22 protein-coding genes and 2 pseudogenes are annotated in these 17,994 nt (G+C 51.2%); 5 read left to right on the top strand and 19 right to left on the bottom strand.

The features are described 5' to 3' along the window. Window positions 1-208: 208 nt before the first annotated feature. Complete coding sequence (tet(32), locus tag B5F07_RS16480; protein ID WP_003505402.1) at window positions 209-2,128, top strand: tetracycline resistance ribosomal protection protein Tet(32); 1,920 nt, start codon at window positions 209-211, stop codon at window positions 2,126-2,128. Window positions 2,129-2,414: 286 nt separating this feature from the next. Beyond that, window positions 2,415-3,635, top strand: a complete 1,221-nt coding sequence (tet(40), locus tag B5F07_RS16475; RefSeq protein WP_024407615.1) for a tetracycline efflux MFS transporter Tet(40) — start codon at window positions 2,415-2,417, stop codon at window positions 3,633-3,635. Between the two features lie 154 nt (window positions 3,636-3,789). On the opposite strand, the pseudogene B5F07_RS16470 reads toward tet(40), so the two are convergent. From B5F07_RS16470 to B5F07_RS16395, 17 genes and pseudogenes are all read right to left on the bottom strand, one after another. After that, a pseudogene (locus B5F07_RS16470) lies at window positions 3,790-3,918 on the bottom strand (Maff2 family mobile element protein); the annotation flags it as partial. A 64-nt stretch (window positions 3,919-3,982) separates the two neighbouring features. After that, window positions 3,983-4,822 (bottom strand): annotated as a pseudogene (locus B5F07_RS16465) (VirD4-like conjugal transfer protein, CD1115 family); the annotation flags it as partial. Window positions 4,823-4,911: 89 nt separating this feature from the next. Further along, window positions 4,912-5,277 carry a hypothetical protein gene (locus B5F07_RS16460; protein ID WP_087162345.1) on the bottom strand — a complete coding sequence of 122 codons (366 nt, stop codon included), beginning with the start codon at window positions 5,275-5,277 and terminating at the stop codon, window positions 4,912-4,914. A 77-nt stretch (window positions 5,278-5,354) separates the two neighbouring features. After that, window positions 5,355-5,525 (bottom strand): transposon-encoded TnpW family protein, encoded by a 171-nt coding sequence (locus B5F07_RS16455; RefSeq protein ID WP_430472372.1) that lies wholly within the window; start codon window positions 5,523-5,525, stop codon window positions 5,355-5,357. 64 nt (window positions 5,526-5,589) lie between these two features. After that, a complete protein-coding gene (locus B5F07_RS16450) occupies window positions 5,590-6,453 on the bottom strand; it encodes an ATP-binding protein (RefSeq protein WP_087162344.1) in 864 nt (287 codons plus the stop codon). Further along, a complete protein-coding gene (locus tag B5F07_RS16445) occupies window positions 6,450-7,199 on the bottom strand; it encodes a phage replisome organizer N-terminal domain-containing protein (RefSeq protein ID WP_087162343.1) in 750 nt (249 codons plus the stop codon). Before B5F07_RS16445 ends, B5F07_RS16450 begins: the two co-directional genes overlap by 4 nt. Window positions 7,200-7,312: 113 nt before the next feature. Next, complete coding sequence (locus B5F07_RS16440; RefSeq protein ID WP_050006189.1) at window positions 7,313-7,711, bottom strand: cysteine-rich VLP domain-containing protein; 399 nt, start codon at window positions 7,709-7,711, stop codon at window positions 7,313-7,315. Beyond that, on the bottom strand, window positions 7,692-7,868 hold the full coding sequence (locus B5F07_RS22865) for a hypothetical protein (RefSeq protein ID WP_204248861.1): 177 nt from the start codon (window positions 7,866-7,868) through the stop codon (window positions 7,692-7,694). Before B5F07_RS22865 ends, B5F07_RS16440 begins: the two co-directional genes overlap by 20 nt. A gap of 99 nt (window positions 7,869-7,967) precedes the next feature. Further along, window positions 7,968-9,413 carry a MobQ family relaxase gene (gene mobQ / locus B5F07_RS16435; RefSeq protein ID WP_087162342.1) on the bottom strand — a complete coding sequence of 482 codons (1,446 nt, stop codon included), beginning with the start codon at window positions 9,411-9,413 and terminating at the stop codon, window positions 7,968-7,970. A gap of 187 nt (window positions 9,414-9,600) precedes the next feature. Then, complete coding sequence (locus B5F07_RS16430) at window positions 9,601-9,897, bottom strand: DUF3847 domain-containing protein (protein WP_087162341.1); 297 nt, start codon at window positions 9,895-9,897, stop codon at window positions 9,601-9,603. After that, entirely contained in the window at window positions 9,837-10,376 is a 540-nt protein-coding gene (locus B5F07_RS16425) for an RNA polymerase sigma factor (protein ID WP_087162340.1), read from the bottom strand. The genes B5F07_RS16430 and B5F07_RS16425 overlap by 61 nt, the downstream gene beginning before the upstream one ends. Then, window positions 10,373-10,834 carry an RNA polymerase sigma factor gene (locus B5F07_RS16420; protein ID WP_087162339.1) on the bottom strand — a complete coding sequence of 154 codons (462 nt, stop codon included), beginning with the start codon at window positions 10,832-10,834 and terminating at the stop codon, window positions 10,373-10,375. Before B5F07_RS16420 ends, B5F07_RS16425 begins: the two co-directional genes overlap by 4 nt. A 10-nt stretch (window positions 10,835-10,844) precedes the next feature. Next, a complete protein-coding gene (locus tag B5F07_RS16415) occupies window positions 10,845-11,297 on the bottom strand; it encodes an RNA polymerase subunit sigma-24 (protein WP_087162338.1) in 453 nt (150 codons plus the stop codon). 103 nt (window positions 11,298-11,400) lie between these two features. Beyond that, window positions 11,401-11,814, bottom strand: coding sequence for an RNA polymerase sigma factor (locus tag B5F07_RS16410; protein WP_087162337.1), 414 nt, complete (start codon window positions 11,812-11,814; stop codon window positions 11,401-11,403). Window positions 11,815-12,290: 476 nt separating this feature from the next. Then, entirely contained in the window at window positions 12,291-12,605 is a 315-nt protein-coding gene (locus tag B5F07_RS16405) for a GntR family transcriptional regulator (RefSeq protein ID WP_162613156.1), read from the bottom strand. Between the two features lie 11 nt (window positions 12,606-12,616). Continuing rightward, window positions 12,617-12,904 (bottom strand): metalloregulator ArsR/SmtB family transcription factor, encoded by a 288-nt coding sequence (locus B5F07_RS16400; RefSeq protein WP_087162335.1) that lies wholly within the window; start codon window positions 12,902-12,904, stop codon window positions 12,617-12,619. A 94-nt stretch (window positions 12,905-12,998) separates the two neighbouring features. Next, a complete protein-coding gene (locus B5F07_RS16395) occupies window positions 12,999-13,553 on the bottom strand; it encodes a helix-turn-helix domain-containing protein (RefSeq protein ID WP_242964599.1) in 555 nt (184 codons plus the stop codon). A 170-nt stretch (window positions 13,554-13,723) separates the two neighbouring features. On the opposite strand from B5F07_RS16395, the gene B5F07_RS16390 reads away from it, so the two are divergent. Genes B5F07_RS16390 through B5F07_RS16380 form a run of 3 tightly spaced genes read left to right on the top strand, consistent with a single transcriptional unit; the run spans window position 13,724 to window position 15,596 of the window. Beyond that, entirely contained in the window at window positions 13,724-13,927 is a 204-nt protein-coding gene (locus tag B5F07_RS16390; RefSeq protein ID WP_087162334.1) for a PLD nuclease N-terminal domain-containing protein, read from the top strand. Then, window positions 13,924-14,841, top strand: coding sequence for an ABC transporter ATP-binding protein (locus tag B5F07_RS16385; protein WP_087162333.1), 918 nt, complete (start codon window positions 13,924-13,926; stop codon window positions 14,839-14,841). Before B5F07_RS16390 ends, B5F07_RS16385 begins: the two co-directional genes overlap by 4 nt. Continuing rightward, on the top strand, window positions 14,838-15,596 hold the full coding sequence (locus tag B5F07_RS16380) for an ABC transporter permease (protein ID WP_072849230.1): 759 nt from the start codon (window positions 14,838-14,840) through the stop codon (window positions 15,594-15,596). Before B5F07_RS16385 ends, B5F07_RS16380 begins: the two co-directional genes overlap by 4 nt. 43 nt (window positions 15,597-15,639) lie before the next feature. Here B5F07_RS16380 and B5F07_RS16375 read toward each other — a convergent pair whose 3' ends face one another. Then, window positions 15,640-15,993: a TnpV protein gene (locus tag B5F07_RS16375; RefSeq protein WP_087162332.1), complete on the bottom strand. Its 354-nt coding sequence runs from the start codon at window positions 15,991-15,993 to the stop codon at window positions 15,640-15,642. Between the two features lie 26 nt (window positions 15,994-16,019). Next, on the bottom strand, window positions 16,020-17,900 hold the full coding sequence (locus B5F07_RS16370) for a recombinase family protein (RefSeq protein WP_087162331.1): 1,881 nt from the start codon (window positions 17,898-17,900) through the stop codon (window positions 16,020-16,022). Between the last annotated feature and the right edge of the window lie 94 nt (window positions 17,901-17,994).

Here is a 17,994-nt window from a genome sequence, read left to right as displayed (position 1 = left end):
TGATAGCTCCTTTTGTGGGGGCTTGGTTTTTTGTACCCAATTTAAGAATACTTTTGCCTTATCAATTTTGACATATTCAAAAAACAGCAATCACAAATAGGTGTATGCTGTATATGTGTATGTCCGCAAATTAGAATCCCCAGTGGTAAAAGTATTTTACTGCTGGGGATTTTTATGCCCTTTGGGGCTGTAAAGGGAGGACAATCACATGAAAATAATCAATATCGGCATTCTGGCCCATGTAGACGCAGGAAAAACTACATTGACAGAAAGTCTGCTATACACCAGTGGAGCGATTGCGGAACAGGGAAACGTGGATAAAGGGACCACAAGAACAGACACTATGATTTTGGAACGGCAACGGGGAATTACCATTCAGACAGCGGTTACTTCTTTTTATTGGAATGATTATAAAATCAATATCGTGGACACTCCCGGTCATATGGATTTTTTAACCGAAGCATACCGCTCTTTATCTGTCCTTGACGGAGCTGTTTTAGTCATTTCAGCAAAAGACGGCGTACAGGCACAAACCCGTATATTATTCCATGCGCTTCAGAAAATGGACATTCCGACAATTATCTTTATAAATAAGATAGACCAAAATGGGATCGACCTGCAGTGTGTTTACCAAAGCATTAAAGATAAACTTACCAGTGATATGATTGTCATGCAGGAGGTTTCCCTGTCGCCAAAGATAACCATGACCGATATTTCTGATTTAGACAAATGGGATATGATTATTTCCGGAAGCGATGAACTATTAGAACGATATGTTGCAGAGGATTCTTTGGATATACAGGAATTACAATATGAAAAGTGCAAAAGAACCAGATGCTGCTCTTTGTTTCCTGTTTATCATGGGAGTGCAAAAGACAATTTAGGAACAGAAAAACTGATTGAAGCGATTATAGAAACTTTCATTACAGAAACGGACGATATTCAGTCTGAATTATGTGGATATGTTTTTAAGGTTGAGTATACAGAGCGGAAAAAACGGCTTTCTTATTTACGCCTGTATCATGGGACGCTCCATTTACGGGATACCCTGCTGCTGTCAAAAAAGGAAAAAATAAAGATTACAGAAATGTGTATTCCGTCAAATGGTGAAATCGTCCCGGCTGACCATGCCTGTCCGGGAGAAATTGTTATTTTAGCTGATGATACTTTGAAACTGAACGATATCCTGGGAAATGAAAAACTCCTGCCTCACAAAACACGGATTGATAATCCCATGCCATTACTTCGGACAACGGTAGAGCCGCAAAAGCCGGAGCAAAGGGAAGCCCTGTTAAATGCCCTCGCAGAGATTGCTGATACAGACCCTCTTTTGCATTTTGACATTGATACTGTTACCCATGAGATTATGTTATCTTTTTTGGGAAAAGTACAGTTAGAAGTTATTTGTTCGCTATTAGAAGAAAAATATCATGTGGGCGTGGCTATGAAAGAGCCTTCGGTTATTTATCTGGAAAGACCGCAAAAAAAAGCGAGCTGCACGATTCATATTGAAGTGCCGCCGAATCCGTTTTGGGCATCTATTGGTTTGACTGTAACACCGCTTCCTGTTGGAAGCGGAACACAATATAAAAGCGAGGTATCTCTCGGCTATTTAAACCAAAGTTTTCAAAATGCCGTCATGGAGGGTGTGCGTTATGGAATGGAGCAGGGCTTATATGGCTGGGGAGTGACAGACTGCCAAATTTGTTTTGATTATGGAGTTTATTACAGCCCGGTCAGCACCCCCGCTGATTTTCGTTTTCTTGCGCCTGTCGTGTTGGAGCAGGCATTGAAAAAAGCAGGGACACAACTGTTGGAACCATACCTTTCCTTTACCCTTTTTGCACCGCAGGAATATCTTTCACGGGCTTATAATGATGCACCAAAGTATTGCGCAATCATTGAATCAACCAGACTTGAAAAAGATGAAGTTATTTTTAAGGGTGAAATCCCTGCCCGTTGTATCGGTGAATATAGGAATGATCTGAATTTTTATACAAATGGAAGAAGTGTCTGCATTACAGAATTAAAAGGGTATCAGGAAACTTCCGGCGAGCCTGTATTTCAGCCACGCCGCCCGAACAGCCGTTTAGACAAGATCCGGCATATGTTTCAGAAGATAATGTAACGTCTTGCGCAATGCAAGCGTTCATTGCTGGCTATTGCGAAATATCCCAGAAGGCCGGCTCCCAAGGAGGAAACGTCAATGATCCTGCCTTCAGTGATTATACCTCTATATTTTGTCTGGTGCATTAAGGAAACCTCAGACACGGTAAATATGTCCTATAACTTCTGATGGAGGGGGAACTCCTCCTTCCGTTATATCTATATAGATTTATTAGATTGGACTTTGTAACTATTAACCAGTAGTCGTTCTTGACTACACCATTATTATACTAGGAGAATGTAACTTCATGTTTGCTAAAAATTCAAAGGCATATTCTGTCTACCTGCTGTTCCGATTTGTCTGTTCCCTGGCGGTTTCTATGTCCACAGTGCTTTCCATCGTGTACCACCTGGAGGTGGTGCAGCTGGATGCTTTCCAGCTTGTCCTGGTAGGGACGGTTCTGGAGACCTCCTGCTTTCTGTTCGAGATACCCACCGGTGTGGTGGCGGATTTGTATAGCCGTCGGCGCTCGGTGCTGATTGGAATGTTCCTCTACGGCCTGGGCTTTCTGATGGAGGGTGCGCTACCGTGGTTCGCGCCGGTTCTGCTGGCCCAGGTTGTCTGGGGTTGCGGTGATACCTTCATCACCGGCGCTCTGGAGGCGTGGATTGCCTCGGAGGAAGAGGACAAACCCATAGACAAGGTGTTCCTGCGGGGCAGTCAAATGGGGCAAATCGGCGGCGTTCTGGGCGTGGTGCTGGGCACACTGCTGGGAAACATAAACCTGCAAATGCCTGTCATCTTGGGGGGCAGTTTGTGCTTGTTGTTGGGGCTGGTGATGGTTCGCATCATGCCAGAAACCAACTTCTCCCCTGCTATTGAGGAACGGCAGGGCTTGCTTAAAGACTTTGTCTGCCTGTTCAAGCTCAACCTGGGCTTTGTGAAAGGCGCACCTGTGTTGCTGGCGCTCTTAGCAATCACACTATGCGGGGGACTTGCCAGTGAAGGCTTTGACCGGCTCTCCACCGCTCATTTTCTGGATGACACGGTAATACCCGTTATCGGGCCGCTGAACAGCGTCACTTGGTTCGGTGTTATCAGTCTTATCGGCAACGGCTTAGGTATTCTGGCTTCTCAGTTGCTCATCGCCCGCATGGAGAAAAAAGGGACTGTCAGCCGAACCAGTGTGGTCATGTCCACCAGCGCCGGGTATATCCTGTGCCTGGTTCTCTTCGCGGTGGGGCGGAGCTTTTGGTTCATGTTGTTGGTGTTCCTGCTGGCGGGGCTTATGCGCACCATCAAGGAGCCTGTGCTGGCCGCCTGGATGAACGACCATGTGGATGAGAAAATGCGCGCCACAGTCTTTTCCACCAGCGGACAGCTGGACTCTTTCGGGCAGATCATCGGCGGGCCTATTGTGGGGCTGGTAGCCCAGCAGGTGTCCATACCCTGGGGGCTGGTCTGTACCGCTTTCCTGCTGTTGCCCGCGCTGTTCTTAGTGCCGGTGGCGGGAAAGAAGCGGGATTGATATGGCATAGTTAAGTTTACTGACGAGCGGGAGATTACTTCCGCTCGTCTTCATTTAGTAGCGCAAAATTTGAGGACTCTTTATTTCCTTATTCGGTATAGCGGAGGCGGCTGTCAATTCGACATAATTTTCTTGTGATACTTTACCGTACATGAGCATTGGCTCCGGGATTGTCGTTGCCGTAACCCTCCATTAAGTTAATGGCACCCCAAATGCCAAGACCTGCGCCAAGCGCGATAACCAAAGTCTGCAATACACCAACTGCGCTGTTAAAGAAATCCATATAAACCTCGCTTTCTGCCGTTGTGCGGCTCAAAAAATGTTATGGAAAATGAAAAATGCCGCCGTTATTCTTCGGCGGCTGCGTCCTCGTCGGACAAATCTATTTCGTATATGTCAAAGGCTTCATCGGGCTTTACGATTGCCGGACGGGTAGACATATACCGTTCCACGTCAAAAGCGTTTCTTTTGTCGAAGTCGGAAAGGTATTTGTAGTTCGGGTGTTTCGTGATGTCGTATTTGTCGCTTAAAAAGGGACGCACACCGCGTAGCTGCAAAATACATTTCCCACCGTCCATAACTGCTATTTCGTCCTGTGTCATCAGCTCCTTTCCTAATTTTTGATAATTCAGTCCATGAGAAACCTGCGTGCCGCGATTTTCGGAAGTGTTGAAACTGTCGATTGTTTCCCGTCCCAAGTTATCCGAAATCTCTTTTGCATTTTTCCCACGTCCTCCCAAAAACAAGGTGCTGTCGGCATTATCAAGTATGATTTCTGCCGCGTCCCTGTAAATGGCTTTTAGCTGGCTCTGCGATTGCAGAATGATAGAAGCGGACATTTCCCTACTGCGGATTGTAGCAATCAATTTATCGAAGCGGGGTATCTGTCCGATGTTCGCAAACTCGTCAAGCAAAAAGCGGACGTGAACAGGCAATTTGCCGTTGTATTCGTCGTCTGCTTTATCACAAAGCAAGTTGAAAAGCTGTGATTGCAAAATAGCGATAACAAAATTAAAAGTGTCGTCGGTATCGCTCATTATGAGGAAAAGCGCGGTTTTCCGGTCGCCCAATGTGTCAAGTTCCAATTCATCATAGGACATGAGTTCCCGGAGTTCCTCTATATCAAAAGGGGCAAGCCGCGCACCGCAAGAAATAAGGATTGACTTTGCCGTTTTGCCCGAAACGAGTTGTCAAGGACTTTTTAATCAAATTCACAAAAAAGCTACAAAAAAGTGCCAGAAGCACTTTCATGCTCCTGACACTCAGGCGGGTGGGGTTACTTTTCCCCGGCAAGGATTTTTTCGCAAACTGTCTGGTATTCCGGCAACCGCTCAAGAAAGGGTTGCCAGCGCCGCTTTATCTCGGCCAATTCCAGAGGGTCGGCGGTCTGTTCAGTGTGGTCGTTGCCGGTCATCTGCAACACATCCATCGACACTTCGGAAAACAGTATCCGGGCAAGCTGCTCGGCGGTATAGATGATTACATTCTCCGCAATATACCGCTTCTCCGCGCCGATTTTCAGAAGCAGATAGCCCAGCTTGTCAGACCAGAACCATTCCAGATACGGGCTTTCCCGGATGTAGTCGGCAAACACCGCGTAAACCCTCTCAATCTCTTTCTTTTCCGTTTCTTCGTACAGCATTTTCATGTCCTCCTTGGCTAAAGTTTTGGTGTGTACCATCATCAGTTTAACACAAGGCGGCTGGCTTTATCAGCCGGTCACATCTGCTGTATCTCGTTTTTGAGCATACGCTTGATTTTGTCGCTCATGGTTTCAGTGCTGGTCTGGCTGAAATGGACGCGCACCTTGTAGGTGGTCTTGCCGATTTTCTTTACCAGCGCGGGGGCGTCCTCCGGCGCTCTGGTAGTGGTGGTGTCTGCGGTCTGCATGGTACGGGTTTCTTCGCTCATGGCGCTCCTTTCTCCGGGCGGGGCTGTGCCGTCCGGCACAAAATTACTCATGCTTACGGTTTACAATGTCTTTCGCCGCCTGCTTGGTGGCCCCGGCGTTTTCCTCCCGGAAGTTTTTCCCGGCAAAGAGGATCGGGGCGCACCGTTCCAGAATACGGTCATAGATACGAGCGTGGGCCAGGTCAGGCGGGTTTTTGAGTTCGGCCAGCTTCAGGTTGGTGGTGATGATCATGGGCCTGCGGCTGCGGTAGCGGCTGTCAATGACGAAAAACATCTGCTCCATCGCATACTCGGTGCTGCGTTCCACACCCAAATCGTCAATGATAAGCAGCTCGTACTCGTCAAAGCTGGCGATAAAGTCGGCCCTGTCCTCGGAAAACATCCCTGTCAGGCGGTTCAGGATGGTGGGAAAGTTCGTCATCAGCACCGGCACATCCCGGTCAAGCAGGGCGTTGGCGATACAACCGGCGAAAAAGGACTTGCCGGTTCCCACATCCCCAAACAGCAGCAGGCCGGTGTTGTTCTTGTAAGCCTCTTTCCAGTTCTCCACATAGGCGCGGGCCTTGTCCATTAGGGGATTTTGGCCGTTGTCGTTGGCGAAGGTGTAGTCGTACAGATAGCGGTCTTGCAGACCCTGAGCCTTCCGGCGCTTGATACGCTCCATGCGGCGCTGCCGTTCCTCGGCGGCCTTGCGCTGTTCCTCGGCCTCCCGCTGGCACTGGCAGATACAGCGGGGCATGAAGTAGCCCGGTTTTCCAAAACATGGCACAACAGTCTGCCTCTGGCCGCCGCACTTCTTACAGTGAATGAGACCGTCTGCCGGGTCTATGTACTCGTCCCCGGCCAGCTCCACACCGGCGGCTGCCTTGTCGATCAGCGCCCGGATTTCTGCGGTAATCTCAATCATACGGTTTCATCCTCCTTTACGCTGTAATCCCGGTTTCGAGAGGGCGGGGACGCTTTCCTGGCGTCCTCGCTGGCCCAGCGCCGGATGGTGGCGGCATGGCTCTGATACCGCTTGCCGGTAGAAGCCATGTACTCGGACAGCTTTTCGATGTACTGGCCCCATACCGTGGGAAAGCTGGCCTGTAGGTCTGCCAGTTCTTCGTCCGTCAGGAAAACATTCTGGTAACGGCCATAGGCGCGGGCGGTGCGCCCCGTTTCGGGGCGTCCCTTCTCTATCTCTCTCTTTATCTCTATCTCTTTCTCTAACTCTATCTCTATCTCTGGTGGACGAATGTCGGACAAATGTCCGCCGTTTGTCCGAGGCGCAGAAAGAGCCTTGTTTTGAAGCCTCGCCGCCCGCTTTCGCTCGGCCTCGGTGGAGGACTGGCCGATCAGCAGCTCGATATTGCTCATGTAAAAAGTGCCGCTGTCCAGCACTTCCACAAGACCCAGCTTCAGGAAGATTTGCAAGGCCCTCTCCACAGTGCCGATCTGCTGGCGGGTGATGGTGGCGATCATCTGCGCCGTGTAGGGGATATTCTCGTCAAGCTGGAGCCGCCCGCCGTGTTTCAGGGATTTCAGATACAGCTTGAGCAGGATGTTGGAGTACAGCACACCGTCCTGCATACTTTCCAGCAGCACGATGGAGTCATCGTCAAAATAGTTCTCTTTGAGTTTCAGGTAGTAATATTTTCGATTGTCTGACATGGGTTCCTCCTTGGGGTTCGTTTTGGGCTTCTGTACGCATTTAGAGGGCCGTTTTGGGGGCCAGAGGATAAATCTATCAGGCCCCCGCCGACACCCTCGGAAAAAGCCTTGATTTACAAGGGGTTTTTGCCCTCTAATTGTCCACGCTGTACCCTTCTCCGGCGCTCGCACTCAGCCTTTTGACGCCGGTGGACTTTCGGCGCACATTCCGGGCAGTATTTGGCCCGGTTGGAGCCGGGGGTGAACAGCGCCCCGCAGACGGCGCACCGCTTGGCGTCCAGGCGGTGGAACAGGGCCGTTTCCAGTTCCCTGTCCAGCGGCAGCACCGCCGCCCGGAACCACCGGCACAGTAGGGAGTAGGAAATGGACTGGACGCAGACACATTCCTCCCCATCATCCAGCGCGATACAGTTGCCGCCGTCATAGTTGCAGCACTCATGTACCAGCCGCCGCGCTCTGCGGTACTGGCGGTAGTCCATGACGGGGATGGGTTCAGGCTTGCTTTTCTTCATGCTGGCACTTCCCGCACCCGCCGCAGTTGCCGCAGCTGTGGCAGGCATGGGCCTCCGGCTCCGGGCCGGTGGGCGCGTCTGCCGGTTCCGGCTGCAAGAGGGCAAGGGGCAGGCGGATATTCAGGTGGACAGTGACGGGTAAAATAATCTGCTTCATAAGGCAATCTCCTTCCATGAGTGAATGTTGACAGTTCTGTGCAAAGGGGTGTTGTGAAACGCGACGCACCTGAAAGGGGTCGCCAAAACGCCGTACCCTTTACCGCTCTGGCCCTCGGTCGCGGGGCTTGTCCCGTTCCTGCCGGGCCAGTTGGTCGGCGGCCTTGCGGAGCCGTTCCACGGCTTTCAGTTCCTCCCGCATGGCCTTCATGTCCATGCTGTCCACCTGCTTCTGGGCAGTCAGCAGGTCGATCTCGCGCTGCCATTCCTTCGGGGAAAGTTCCTCGCCGCTGGCTTTCAGTTCTTTCAGATACCGGGCCGCCGCGTCATAGAGGATCAGTTCCCGGCTGTGGCGCTGCTCGAACAGTTCCCGCTTCTCCGGCTTTACCCTGGCAAGCTGCTTATGGACAGCCTTGTACTCGTTGTACTGCGCCCACATCTCCCCGCGCTCAGTGAGGACAGCGATCCGGCGCTCGGCCTTGACGATCCCTCGCCGCAGGTCATAGTAGCGGGTGTTCATATCTGCGATTTTTTCATGGAGCTGCTGCATGGACTGGATGCCGTTTGCCTGCAAAAAGCTGAACAGGGCGGCGCTCTCCTGCAAAGCCCGGATTTTGCCGGTGCGGGTGTCAGGCCGCTTGAGCTGCTGCTGGGCCTCCCACAAGTCAATCATGCTGGGCTGCTGGCCCTCCGGCTTCTCGGCCTCAGCCTTAGACCAGTTGTAGAGGCGGGTAATGCGGGCCTTGATTTCCTTGAGCAGCTTGTTGTCGGCGGCGATCTGCCGGTTGACTTCCCCTTTGTCGGTGCGGATGCCGCGCTTCTCCATCTGGCTGGCCGCTGGCCCCAGGTGGACAGAGGGGATTTTATCAATTCCCTGTCGCTTGTAGCTGCGGTGGTCTACCAGGGCAGGCTGACCGGCGGCCTCCAATGCCCGGTTGGTATAGGCCGCCCATGCTGCCCGCCAAATCTCCACATTCCCTTTGTCGTTCCAGTCGGTGGTGTCCTCCCGGTGGTTCTTCCAGCCGCCTTTCCCGTCCGGGATGCGCTGGCCGTTCTCGTCCAGGTCATATGCCTTGCGGCACTTCGCGCCCCATGCGCCATTTTCTTTCAGGGGCCGGACGGTCAGCATGATATGGACATGGGGGTTGCCGGTTCCCTTGTCGTGGATGGCGAAGTCGGCGCACATCCCCTTGTCCACAAAGTTGTCCTTCACATAGGCCCGGACAAGGGCAAGCTGCTGTTCCCTGGACAATTCGCGGGGCAAAGCCGCCTCGATCTCGCGGGCAAGCTGGCTGTCCCTGGCTTTCTCGATCTGCTCCACACTGTTCCAGAGGGTGTAGCGGTCTGCAAACTCTGGCGGGGCGTGGGCGGGCAGCATGATTTCCGCATGGACAACGCCGCCTTTGCGGGTGTAATCGTGGGTCTGGCCGTCCCATTCATTCGTCAGTTTGGTTCCGCTGCGGTAGGCGGCTGCGGCAACAGCGGAACGGCCCTCGCTGCGCTTGATGATACTGACGGGGATATGACAAAAATCTATGGGTGGCACCTCCTTTCGGCGGGGATATTTCAGGCTCCGTGGAGCCGAACAGACGCGAAGCGGGTGTTTGGCTGCGCGGGGCGCACAAGGGGTTTGGGGAGTGTAGCTCCCCATCGCGGACGAAGTACGCAACAGCCCCCGGCAGGGCGCACGACACCGGCAACGGTGTATAAGTGCGCCCTTGTAAACAAGGGACTTACGGCTTGTCCCCGGATTTCGGCAGTTTTGCGGACAGTTCCGCCGCCCCCGGAAGATGGGACAGGGCAATCAGGAACGCTTTGACCTCTATGCCGGGAAGGTCAGGGGCCAGAGGGAAAATGCCCTCCAAAATGGCCCCGCGCTCAATCAGGCGGCGGGTGCGGGCCTTGCGTTCCTCGTTGCGCTGCTTGTTCTCCAAAATCTTCTGGCGGTTCTCAAGCTGCCGGATTTCCTTCAGGACTTCTTCGCGCTCGTCTTTTTTCTGTTTCGCTTGGGTGGTGCTGTCTTTGTGCATATCGCTTTCTCCTTTGGCGGCTTCATCCAGCCGCGCTTGATATAATATTTCTGTAACTTGATAATGGCGTTGCGAACCGTGACAATGGCCGCTGATGTCGTGAAGCCTTCGGCCTCGGCAATCTCCTTAAACTGCTTGCCCTCCCAAAACCGGGCATGAAGGCAGATCGCCTGCCGCGGCGTCAGGGTGGCAAGGGCCTCACGGAGCCGTTCCATCATCAGGGCGCGGGCGGCCTCCTGTTCCCGTTCCGTTTCTTTCTCCATCAGAATATCTTCCGGGGAGATGACTTGTTCCTGGAAATGGTTTTCTATGCCGGGGGAAGCGTCCAGAGAATAACAGTGATAGTGCTGCTTGGCGTCATTTGCGTTCTCTGCGCGGCTTTCCTCCACAATGGCCTCTGCAACCTCGTCCGGCACTTCCACAAAAGTGTCCTTCTTGCAAATCGGGTAGTAGTATTTTTTCAGGTTGATGGTTTTCATAGGCCGCTTGTCCATTTCCGGCGTATGAAGTACCGGCGCAGCCGCCGGAGCGCCGCATGGATGGACTTCCCGGCCTGGGATGGGGTAATGCCCTCCATCGCGGCAATGTCCTTCACTTTCATCCCCAGCATATACCGGGCATGGACACGGCGGGCCTGCGCTGGGGTCAGAGAGGAAATCGCCTCATAGAGCCGCCGGAGCAGTTCGGCATATTCGGCCTGCGCCTCCTTTTCCATCAGGCAATCTTCCGGCGAAGGCTGCGCCCAGCCGATGGCGGCGTTCTCAATCCCATCATCGCAGTCAAGGGAGTAAAACGCCTTGTAGCGGTACATCTTCCTCTCCCTGGCGGCCTCGGCCCGCTTGTCCAGCAGGAACGCCTCAACGATTTCATCCGACACCTCCACAAAAGTGTCCTCGGTGCAGAACGGGTAATATTGCTTGAGGTTGATGGTCTGCATAGGCCCGCCCTCACTCTGCCGGGAAAAGGCCGTCATAGCAGCGGCGCATATTCCGCAGGCCCCGCCGGATGGCAACGCTGACCTTGCTGCTGTCTACGCCCTCCCTCCGGGCAATTTTGGGCTGGTTGATACCGGCGATGTAGTAGTCCCAGACGCGGCGGGCTTGGGTGGGAGTGGCATGGGCCAGAGCCTCCGGCAAGGCGGCCAGCAGCCGCAGATGGGCGGCCCGTTCCTCGCGCTCCAAAAGGATTTCCTCCGGCGATCTGCCGTGTTCCAGCGCATAGTTCTCCGTCCAGCTATATGCGTCCAGAGAGTAGTAGGCGCGGTGGTAGACCTTCCGGCGCTCATAGTTGTTCATCTCGCGCTGGGCCTGTCGCATGACCTCCCAAACCTCATCGCTGACCTCCACAAATTCATCGTGCCGGTAGTGGGGATAAATCCACCGCAGATTGATTGTTTTCATAGGCTTACCTCCTGAAAATGGGAGAGGCGGGCAGCTTGTCCGCTGTCCGCCTCCCGCTGGGATAAGGGAAACAATCCCTTTCACTTGGTAGCCCGAAAAGGGGTCATTCGTTAGGGTAGTTCGCAAAGAATTTCAAAAATTTTTTCCGAACCGCGTCAATGCTCTCATAGACGGATACTTTGGAGCAGCCGCACACCGTCCCGATCTCCGCAAGGGTCAGTCCGTCCAGGGCATAGAGCAGGAACCGGCGGCGCTGGGCCTCGGTGCAGGTGTCCAGGACGGCCATCAGCTCGCCCAGCGTTTCCATGCGGCAAAGGTATTCCTCCGGCGTTTCGCCGTAGATACCCACGCCCTCGGTGGCAACTATGTACTCGTCAAACTCCCGGCCATCCCAATGCCGCCGTTGTTCGTGCAGCAGGTTTTCCGTCTTGTGGTCGGCCCGGTCAAGAAATTCATAGACTTCCAGCGTGACCTCCACGGTCACAGCTTGTCCGTTGTAATGGATGGTGACTTCCATCTGCCTTTCCTCCGTTCAGATTTTTGTGAGAAAATCTGAACGGGGCGGCGGGGAACGGCACCGGGGGCAAGGTTCGGGCCATGTTGGCCCGATGTTCCGGCCCCATAGGTATGAAAAAGCGCCCGGACAGCAGAAAGCTATTCGAGCGCAAAAAACGCGGTATTCAGTTACATTATGACAATTTTCGCACTGGCTGCCAGACGGGGCCTGTTCAGTGGCCGGGATTTTTTTGACGATAGTGCAAATATCGTCTGAATTTGTCGGCGGTCAGTGTGCTTCATGGCGGCTCCCTCCTAAAGCCGCCGTCACCGTTGAAACCGGGTCGTCACTCTTTGGGCATAAGGAACGGCGGCCTTGATGTTACTCAAAACCGCCGCAGTACCCCGAAAATCCATTATGGGCGTACAAAACTGCCTGCCCTGCAACGGTTTTTTCTTTCCCCGTCTGGCGGGGCAGGATAGCTTCAATATGCTGTTTTAAATTTCCACTTTTGCTTTTGCAATAAGATATTCTTCTTTTATGGATATAAGATAGCGTTGACGATAAGCTGTTATTTGGGTGCTATCAGAAGTAACAGCATATCCCTCCCTTAAGTTTTCAACTACTCCTTGTTGCTGCAACTCCCGGATCGCTTTTCTGACAGTTTCTGGGCTACATCCTGCTTTTTTTGCGAGTTCCGCGTAAGAGGGGAGTTTTTCTCCCTGTGCATATTCTCCATGTAAAATACGAAAGAAAATCTCATTTGCAAGGCGCAAATATATTTTTTCTCGAACATCAATATCCCAGCCCATAGAATTGTCCCCTATATTTGTGATTGATACAGACCTGTAAGCCATAAATACACTTCATCCAATGAGCCGCGATTGATACTATATATCCTCCGTTTTTCTACTTGACGACAGCAAATTAAGCCACTCTTTAGCAACAGGGAAAGATGATAAGAAATCGAGGCAGGTGTTATCTGAAAATATCCTGCAATCTCTCCCGCAGAGTGGGGTTTTTGGTTTAGCCGCATTAAAATTTCCCGTCTGGTTTGATTTGATAGTGCATGGAATTTTTTGTCCAGTGCATTTTCGCGTTCATTGCTCATGACACATCTCCATTGTTACCGATAATAGAATATTACCATTATGGAAACATAAAGTCAATAGAAAACGCCCTTGTATCCATAGGGCGTTTTCTCTCTATTCGTCTGCTTTATGCTCCGGGGAGATTATCAATCCAACGGTTCTTAATTTGCGATCCGGCTCTAGTTTGTTATCTTGCAGCGGATATAAGATTTGAGCAATATCCGATACTACTTTTTCCAGTTCTTCATCCGTCAAATAAACATGGGAAAGGCTAAGACCAGACCGATCCATCTTTATATCAATTCCCGGTGTTTCGCAATATTCTTGAAAAATCTTGGCGAAGGTTAAAAAATACTGAAAGAACATCTGCATATAAATGGCGCCGGAATTTTCTCCGAGAACTGATGGAGGATCAGACGGGTCAAAAGTTAATGCGTAAGTCTTTTCAACCGTTCCGCGTATTGGTGTTTCATTAACAATTTTCAATAGTCCATCATCGGTCATTCGTTTTAAATTACGATAAAGTGTAGTTTGAGGAATATCCGAGCATTTTTCAGCCAGATACTTCGCGGTAACTTCCCCCCGACGCATTATTTCTATCAGCAGGCGGCTCTTGGCCGGATTTGAAATACATTCCATAATCTTCTCATTCAAATTCTTGCTGCCCATGTTCAACCTCCTTTTGTGAAAATATTACCACCGTGGAAACAAAAAGTCAAGGGAGGGTATTGCTTTTTTATTTCCATTATGGTAATATAACCTGTGCGGGAATAATAAGGTGAAAATACCGATGCCCCGCAAATACAGATACGAATTATAACAGTAGGAGGTAAATTGGTATGTCTTTGTTGCAGGAAATGTTTCCACTTCTTATTCCCATCTTTGTGATTGATGTGATCCTTGCCGTGGCCGCTGTCCGGCATATTCTCCGGCATCCGCATTATCGCTTTGGGAACAGGGCCATGTGGCTTGTAATCTCTCTGATTATTCTTATGTTTGGCCCGATTATCTATTTTGTTTTTGGGAGAGGTGAGGAAAAATGAATGTGCTTTCTATACGCAATCTATCTAAAAGTTTCGGGCAGCAGCAAATTATAAAAGATCTGAATATGTCTGTTCCAGAGGGTAGCGTTTTTGGCTTCATTGGGCAAAACGGCGCAGGAAAAACAACAACAATGAAAATGGTCTTGGGGCTTTTGCAGCCCGATCAGGGAGAAATCCTTGTGTGTAATAAGCCAGTTAATTTTGGACAGACTAAAACAAATCAGTATATTGGATATTTGCCGGATGTGCCGGAATTTTATAATTATATGACTGCCATGCAGTATCTTACACTGTGCGGAGAAATTGTTGGCCTTCCCAAAGAAATCATTTCTCAAAAAGGGAAAAAGCTGCTTTCCCTTGTCGGTCTTGATGGTGTAGGAAAGCGCGTTGGCGGTTATTCGCGTGGTATGAAACAGCGTCTTGGAATTGCACAGGCGTTATTGGCTGATCCTAAACTGCTGATTTGCGATGAGCCTACCAGCGCCCTTGACCCGGTAGGAAGAAAAGAAATCTTGGATATTCTTTACAAAATTCGTGGGACAACAACAGTTTTATTTTCAACACATATTTTATCCGATGTTGAGCGCATTTGCGATCATGTGGCACTCTTGAATGACGGTAATATCGCTGTTGGCGGAACACTATCAGAAATTAAGGCGCTGCACAGCCATGACAGTCTGTTGATTGAATTTTCAACCGAGGCTGATTTGCAGCATTTCAAAGAATGCATGACAGGCCAATCACTTCTGAACGGATCAGAAGAAAAGGGGCGGGAAATTGTAATACACAGCCGGGAGATGAAAAAGGCCCAGCATACCATCTTCTCCACTTTGGCCGAAGCAGATATTGCGCCGATTAAGGTGGAACTTATGGAGCCGTCGCTTGAAAGCCTGTTTTTGGAGGTGATAAAATGAAAGGCTATATTGCGTTTGTAAAAAAAGAGTTTGTAGAAAATCTTAAAAACTATCGCTTTTTAATCCTGTTTGCAATCTTTGCGATTTTCGGAATGTCCAGTGCTTTCCTGGCAAAATTCACGCCGGAAATTATAGCTGCATTTGGAGCCGGATTAGAAATCACCGAGGAACCTGTCGCCCTTGACGCATGGCAGCAATTCTTTAAAAACATATCTGGCATTGGATTTAGCGCATTTATCATTCTGTTTGGAAGCTGTATGTCCAGTGAGTATTCCAAAGGTACATTGCTCCTGCTGGTGACAAAAGGACTGGCAAGGCCATCTGTGATTATGGCAAAGTACACGGTAGCAGCAGTATCTATGACGGTTAGTTTTTGGGTGAGTTTTGTAGGGGCCTATGGATATACATATTACCTTTGGCCGGATGCTTCGCTTTCAAATGTCGTACCGTCTGCGTTTTTTATGTGGATGATTGGATTTCTCTATCTTAGCATCCTCATACTCGGTTGTGTTCTATTCAAGCAGACTTTTACAAGCATCCTGTTTACTGGCGGGATTGTAGCCCTGTTCTCTGTTTTAAGTGTTGTAAAACCGTTGTCTGCCTTTAACCCGGTTGTCCTCACTTCACGAAATGTTGACCTGATTTCAGGAGAAATTACCATGACGGAGTTTCTTATTCCATTTATTATTTCAGTGGTTTTATCTGTGATATTTTTAGCGGCAGCAATCAGGGCATTTAATAAAAAACAATTATAACCTCCGTATAACAAGGTCCCGGATTTTTCCGAGACCTTGTATGTTATTCGTTAATGATTTCATTCAAAATCATTTCCTCCACCTGCGCTTTCAGCGTGTTCATCAACCCCACCCAGCGCATGGGGTCACGGGCTTTCAGTTCCTCGGTGACGCCCGCCGCCTCCATCATGCGGGGCAGCATGGCGTCCATCCGTTCACGCGCCGCCCGGTCAATCTCCAACAGGTGCGGGTATAGCTTTTCGCTCAAAATCAAGCTGCTGTAAAGACCGGGCCGGTGTTCCTTCAGGTAGCGTTGCCGCATACGGCCATACTTGCCGATGGGAGCCTCCGGCTGCTCGGAAAGTTTCAGGTCGGGGATGTAGTAATCTCCACAGCGGGTGTAAGCTAATTCGTTCATGTTCGTCCTCCTTTGCACTGTGATGGTTAAACTGCGGCACTGGCCGATACGGTGGCCTTGCGCGGCTCCTGCCTGGGTAACTGGCTGACGGGGATAAAAACGCCTTTTTCCATATCCTCGGCCCGGATCGCGGCCTTTGCTGCCTCCACCTGGGCCTTGCGCTTGGCATTGTAGCGTTCTTCCCATTCCTTCTGCTTGCCGTTTGCCTTGCGGCGTAAGTAGTTCTGGTGAAGCCTGTCCTTGCGTTCCTCCTTCTTCCGCAGTTCTTCCTGTTCCTCCGGGGTCAGGGGAACCGGCTGCAAGGCAGGCGGGATATACCGGCCCACAAAATTGAAGTAGATTTCAACCTCCTGCGTGGTGTCCTGGCTGCCTTTGCGGGCGCGTTCATGGACAAGGATTTTCTCTACAAACTCGTTGAGCATGGTGTTTGTCAGCGTGTCGAAATTCTCGTACTTGTCAATCAGGGCGATAAACTTCTCCGCAGATTTCCGGCTCTGCTCATAGCCGGTAACGGCCTTTTCCAGTTCCGCGATTTCCGCATTGAGTGCGTCCTGCTCTTTGGCATACTGTGCGTCCAGGGCCTCATACCGGGCGTCCGGCAGTTTACCCAGGGCGTTGTCCTCATAGATTTTGCAGATCAGCTTTTCCAGTTCTCCGGCCCGCTTTTGGGCGGCGGCCAGCCGTTTTCGCTTCTTGGAGATGTCGGCAGTCTGCTGGGCGGCCTGCGTTTCCTGGACGGTGCGGATAAACTCGGCCCGGTCATTTTTGGAATACTCCGCGATGGCCCGGAGCATATCGGTTATCAGGGTCAGGACGGCCTCGGCCCGGATGCGGTGCTGTGTGCCGCAGAGCGTCCCGCATGGGACTTTGGTGTACTGGCTGCAAGTAAACTGCGGATCGCGTTTTCCGTTGTAGGTTCGGTGAACATACATCTTGCCGCCGCAGTCGGCGCAGTACATCAGGCCGGTCAGAGGGTGGGCCTCGCCCCAGCCATCCGGGTAGCGCCTGACATTTGCCCGGATGCGCTGCACATTGTCAAAGGTTTCCTGGTCGATGATGGCCTCATGGGTATTCTCGAAAATCGTCCACTCGCTTTCGTCAACATAGTGGCTTTTCTTGTCCTTAAAGTGCTTGCGGGTCTTGAAATTGATGGTGTGGCCCAGGTATTCCCGCTTTTTCAGGATGTTTACAATGGTGGATGATCCCCAGCCATAGGGGTCTTTGACCGGCTTCGTCCTGTTTACTCCTTCGTGAAAGCGGGCCAGATGGACAGCGGGGATTTCAACCTTTGCCTCGGACAGCAGCTTGGAGATTTGATAGGGGCCGTAGCCCTCCATCGTCAGGGAAAAGATACGGCGTACTACTTCGGCGGCTTCTTCGTCCACAAGCCAGTGTTCCCGTTTTTCGTCCCACAGATAGCCGTAAATAACGGTGCCGGTCAGGTGCTTGCCGCTCATGCCCTTGGACTTGAACACGGAGCGGATTTTCCGGCTGGTATCGCGGGCGTAAAACTCGTTCATGATGTTGCGGAAGGGCGTAAAATCATCATCACCTTTCAGACTGTCCACACCGTCGTTGATGGCGATCAGCCGGACACCGCGCTGCCGCAAAATCTCCATGACCTGACCGACTTTCAGATAGTCACGCCCCAGGCGGCTCATATCTTTTACGACGATGGCCTCCACCCGTCCGGCCTCGACTTCCTCCATCATCGCCAGAAAGCCGGGGCGGTCAAAACGGGTTCCCGATACGCCGTCATCGGTGAAGTGGGTGGGGTTCGGCAGACCATTCCGGCGGGCATAGTCCTCTAACATCTTTTTCTGATTGGAGATGGAATTGCTCTCGCCCTGTAACTCATCATCACGGCTCAAACGCTCATACAGAGGGGTGATTTTCTCGTTTCTCATGGCTGTACCTCCTGAAATGAAAATGCTCTAAGTGACTGCTTCACTAACCATGACAAAAACCATGATTAAGAAGTCACTTAGAGCATACATCTCC

The organism is Lachnoclostridium sp. An169 (assembly GCF_002160525.1).
GTDB classification, from domain to species: domain Bacteria; phylum Bacillota; class Clostridia; order Lachnospirales; family Lachnospiraceae; genus Mediterraneibacter; species Mediterraneibacter cottocaccae.
Note: the sequence above shows the minus strand (reverse complement) of the source record. Positions and strands in the feature narration are given on the sequence as shown.

Coding starts and splice junctions, on each gene's coding strand:
- B5F07_RS16385 (WP_087162333.1), top strand. CDS start 13,924: ATGAATGTGCTTTCTATACGCAATCTATCTAAAAGTTTCGGGCAGCAG.
- B5F07_RS22865 (WP_204248861.1), bottom strand. CDS start 7,868: ATGAAGCAGATTATTTTACCCGTCACTGTCCACCTGAATATCCGCCTG.
- B5F07_RS16425 (WP_087162340.1), bottom strand. CDS start 10,376: ATGAAAACCATCAACCTGAAAAAATACTACTACCCGATTTGCAAGAAG.
- B5F07_RS16410 (WP_087162337.1), bottom strand. CDS start 11,814: ATGGAAGTCACCATCCATTACAACGGACAAGCTGTGACCGTGGAGGTC.
- B5F07_RS16390 (WP_087162334.1), top strand. CDS start 13,724: ATGTCTTTGTTGCAGGAAATGTTTCCACTTCTTATTCCCATCTTTGTG.
- B5F07_RS16405 (WP_162613156.1), bottom strand. CDS start 12,605: ATGGGCTGGGATATTGATGTTCGAGAAAAAATATATTTGCGCCTTGCA.
- B5F07_RS16395 (WP_242964599.1), bottom strand. CDS start 13,553: ATGGGCAGCAAGAATTTGAATGAGAAGATTATGGAATGTATTTCAAAT.
- B5F07_RS16380 (WP_072849230.1), top strand. CDS start 14,838: ATGAAAGGCTATATTGCGTTTGTAAAAAAAGAGTTTGTAGAAAATCTT.
- B5F07_RS16450 (WP_087162344.1), bottom strand. CDS start 6,453: ATGATTGAGATTACCGCAGAAATCCGGGCGCTGATCGACAAGGCAGCC.
- B5F07_RS16375 (WP_087162332.1), bottom strand. CDS start 15,993: ATGAACGAATTAGCTTACACCCGCTGTGGAGATTACTACATCCCCGAC.
- B5F07_RS16420 (WP_087162339.1), bottom strand. CDS start 10,834: ATGCAGACCATCAACCTCAAGCAATATTACCCGTTCTGCACCGAGGAC.
- B5F07_RS16445 (WP_087162343.1), bottom strand. CDS start 7,199: ATGTCAGACAATCGAAAATATTACTACCTGAAACTCAAAGAGAACTAT.
- B5F07_RS16440 (WP_050006189.1), bottom strand. CDS start 7,711: ATGAAGAAAAGCAAGCCTGAACCCATCCCCGTCATGGACTACCGCCAG.
- B5F07_RS16455 (WP_430472372.1), bottom strand. CDS start 5,525: ATGCAGACCGCAGACACCACCACTACCAGAGCGCCGGAGGACGCCCCC.
- B5F07_RS16415 (WP_087162338.1), bottom strand. CDS start 11,297: ATGAAAACAATCAATCTGCGGTGGATTTATCCCCACTACCGGCACGAT.
- B5F07_RS16370 (WP_087162331.1), bottom strand. CDS start 17,900: ATGAGAAACGAGAAAATCACCCCTCTGTATGAGCGTTTGAGCCGTGAT.
- B5F07_RS16460 (WP_087162345.1), bottom strand. CDS start 5,277: ATGCTGTACGAAGAAACGGAAAAGAAAGAGATTGAGAGGGTTTACGCG.
- B5F07_RS16400 (WP_087162335.1), bottom strand. CDS start 12,904: ATGAGCAATGAACGCGAAAATGCACTGGACAAAAAATTCCATGCACTA.
- B5F07_RS16430 (WP_087162341.1), bottom strand. CDS start 9,897: ATGCACAAAGACAGCACCACCCAAGCGAAACAGAAAAAAGACGAGCGC.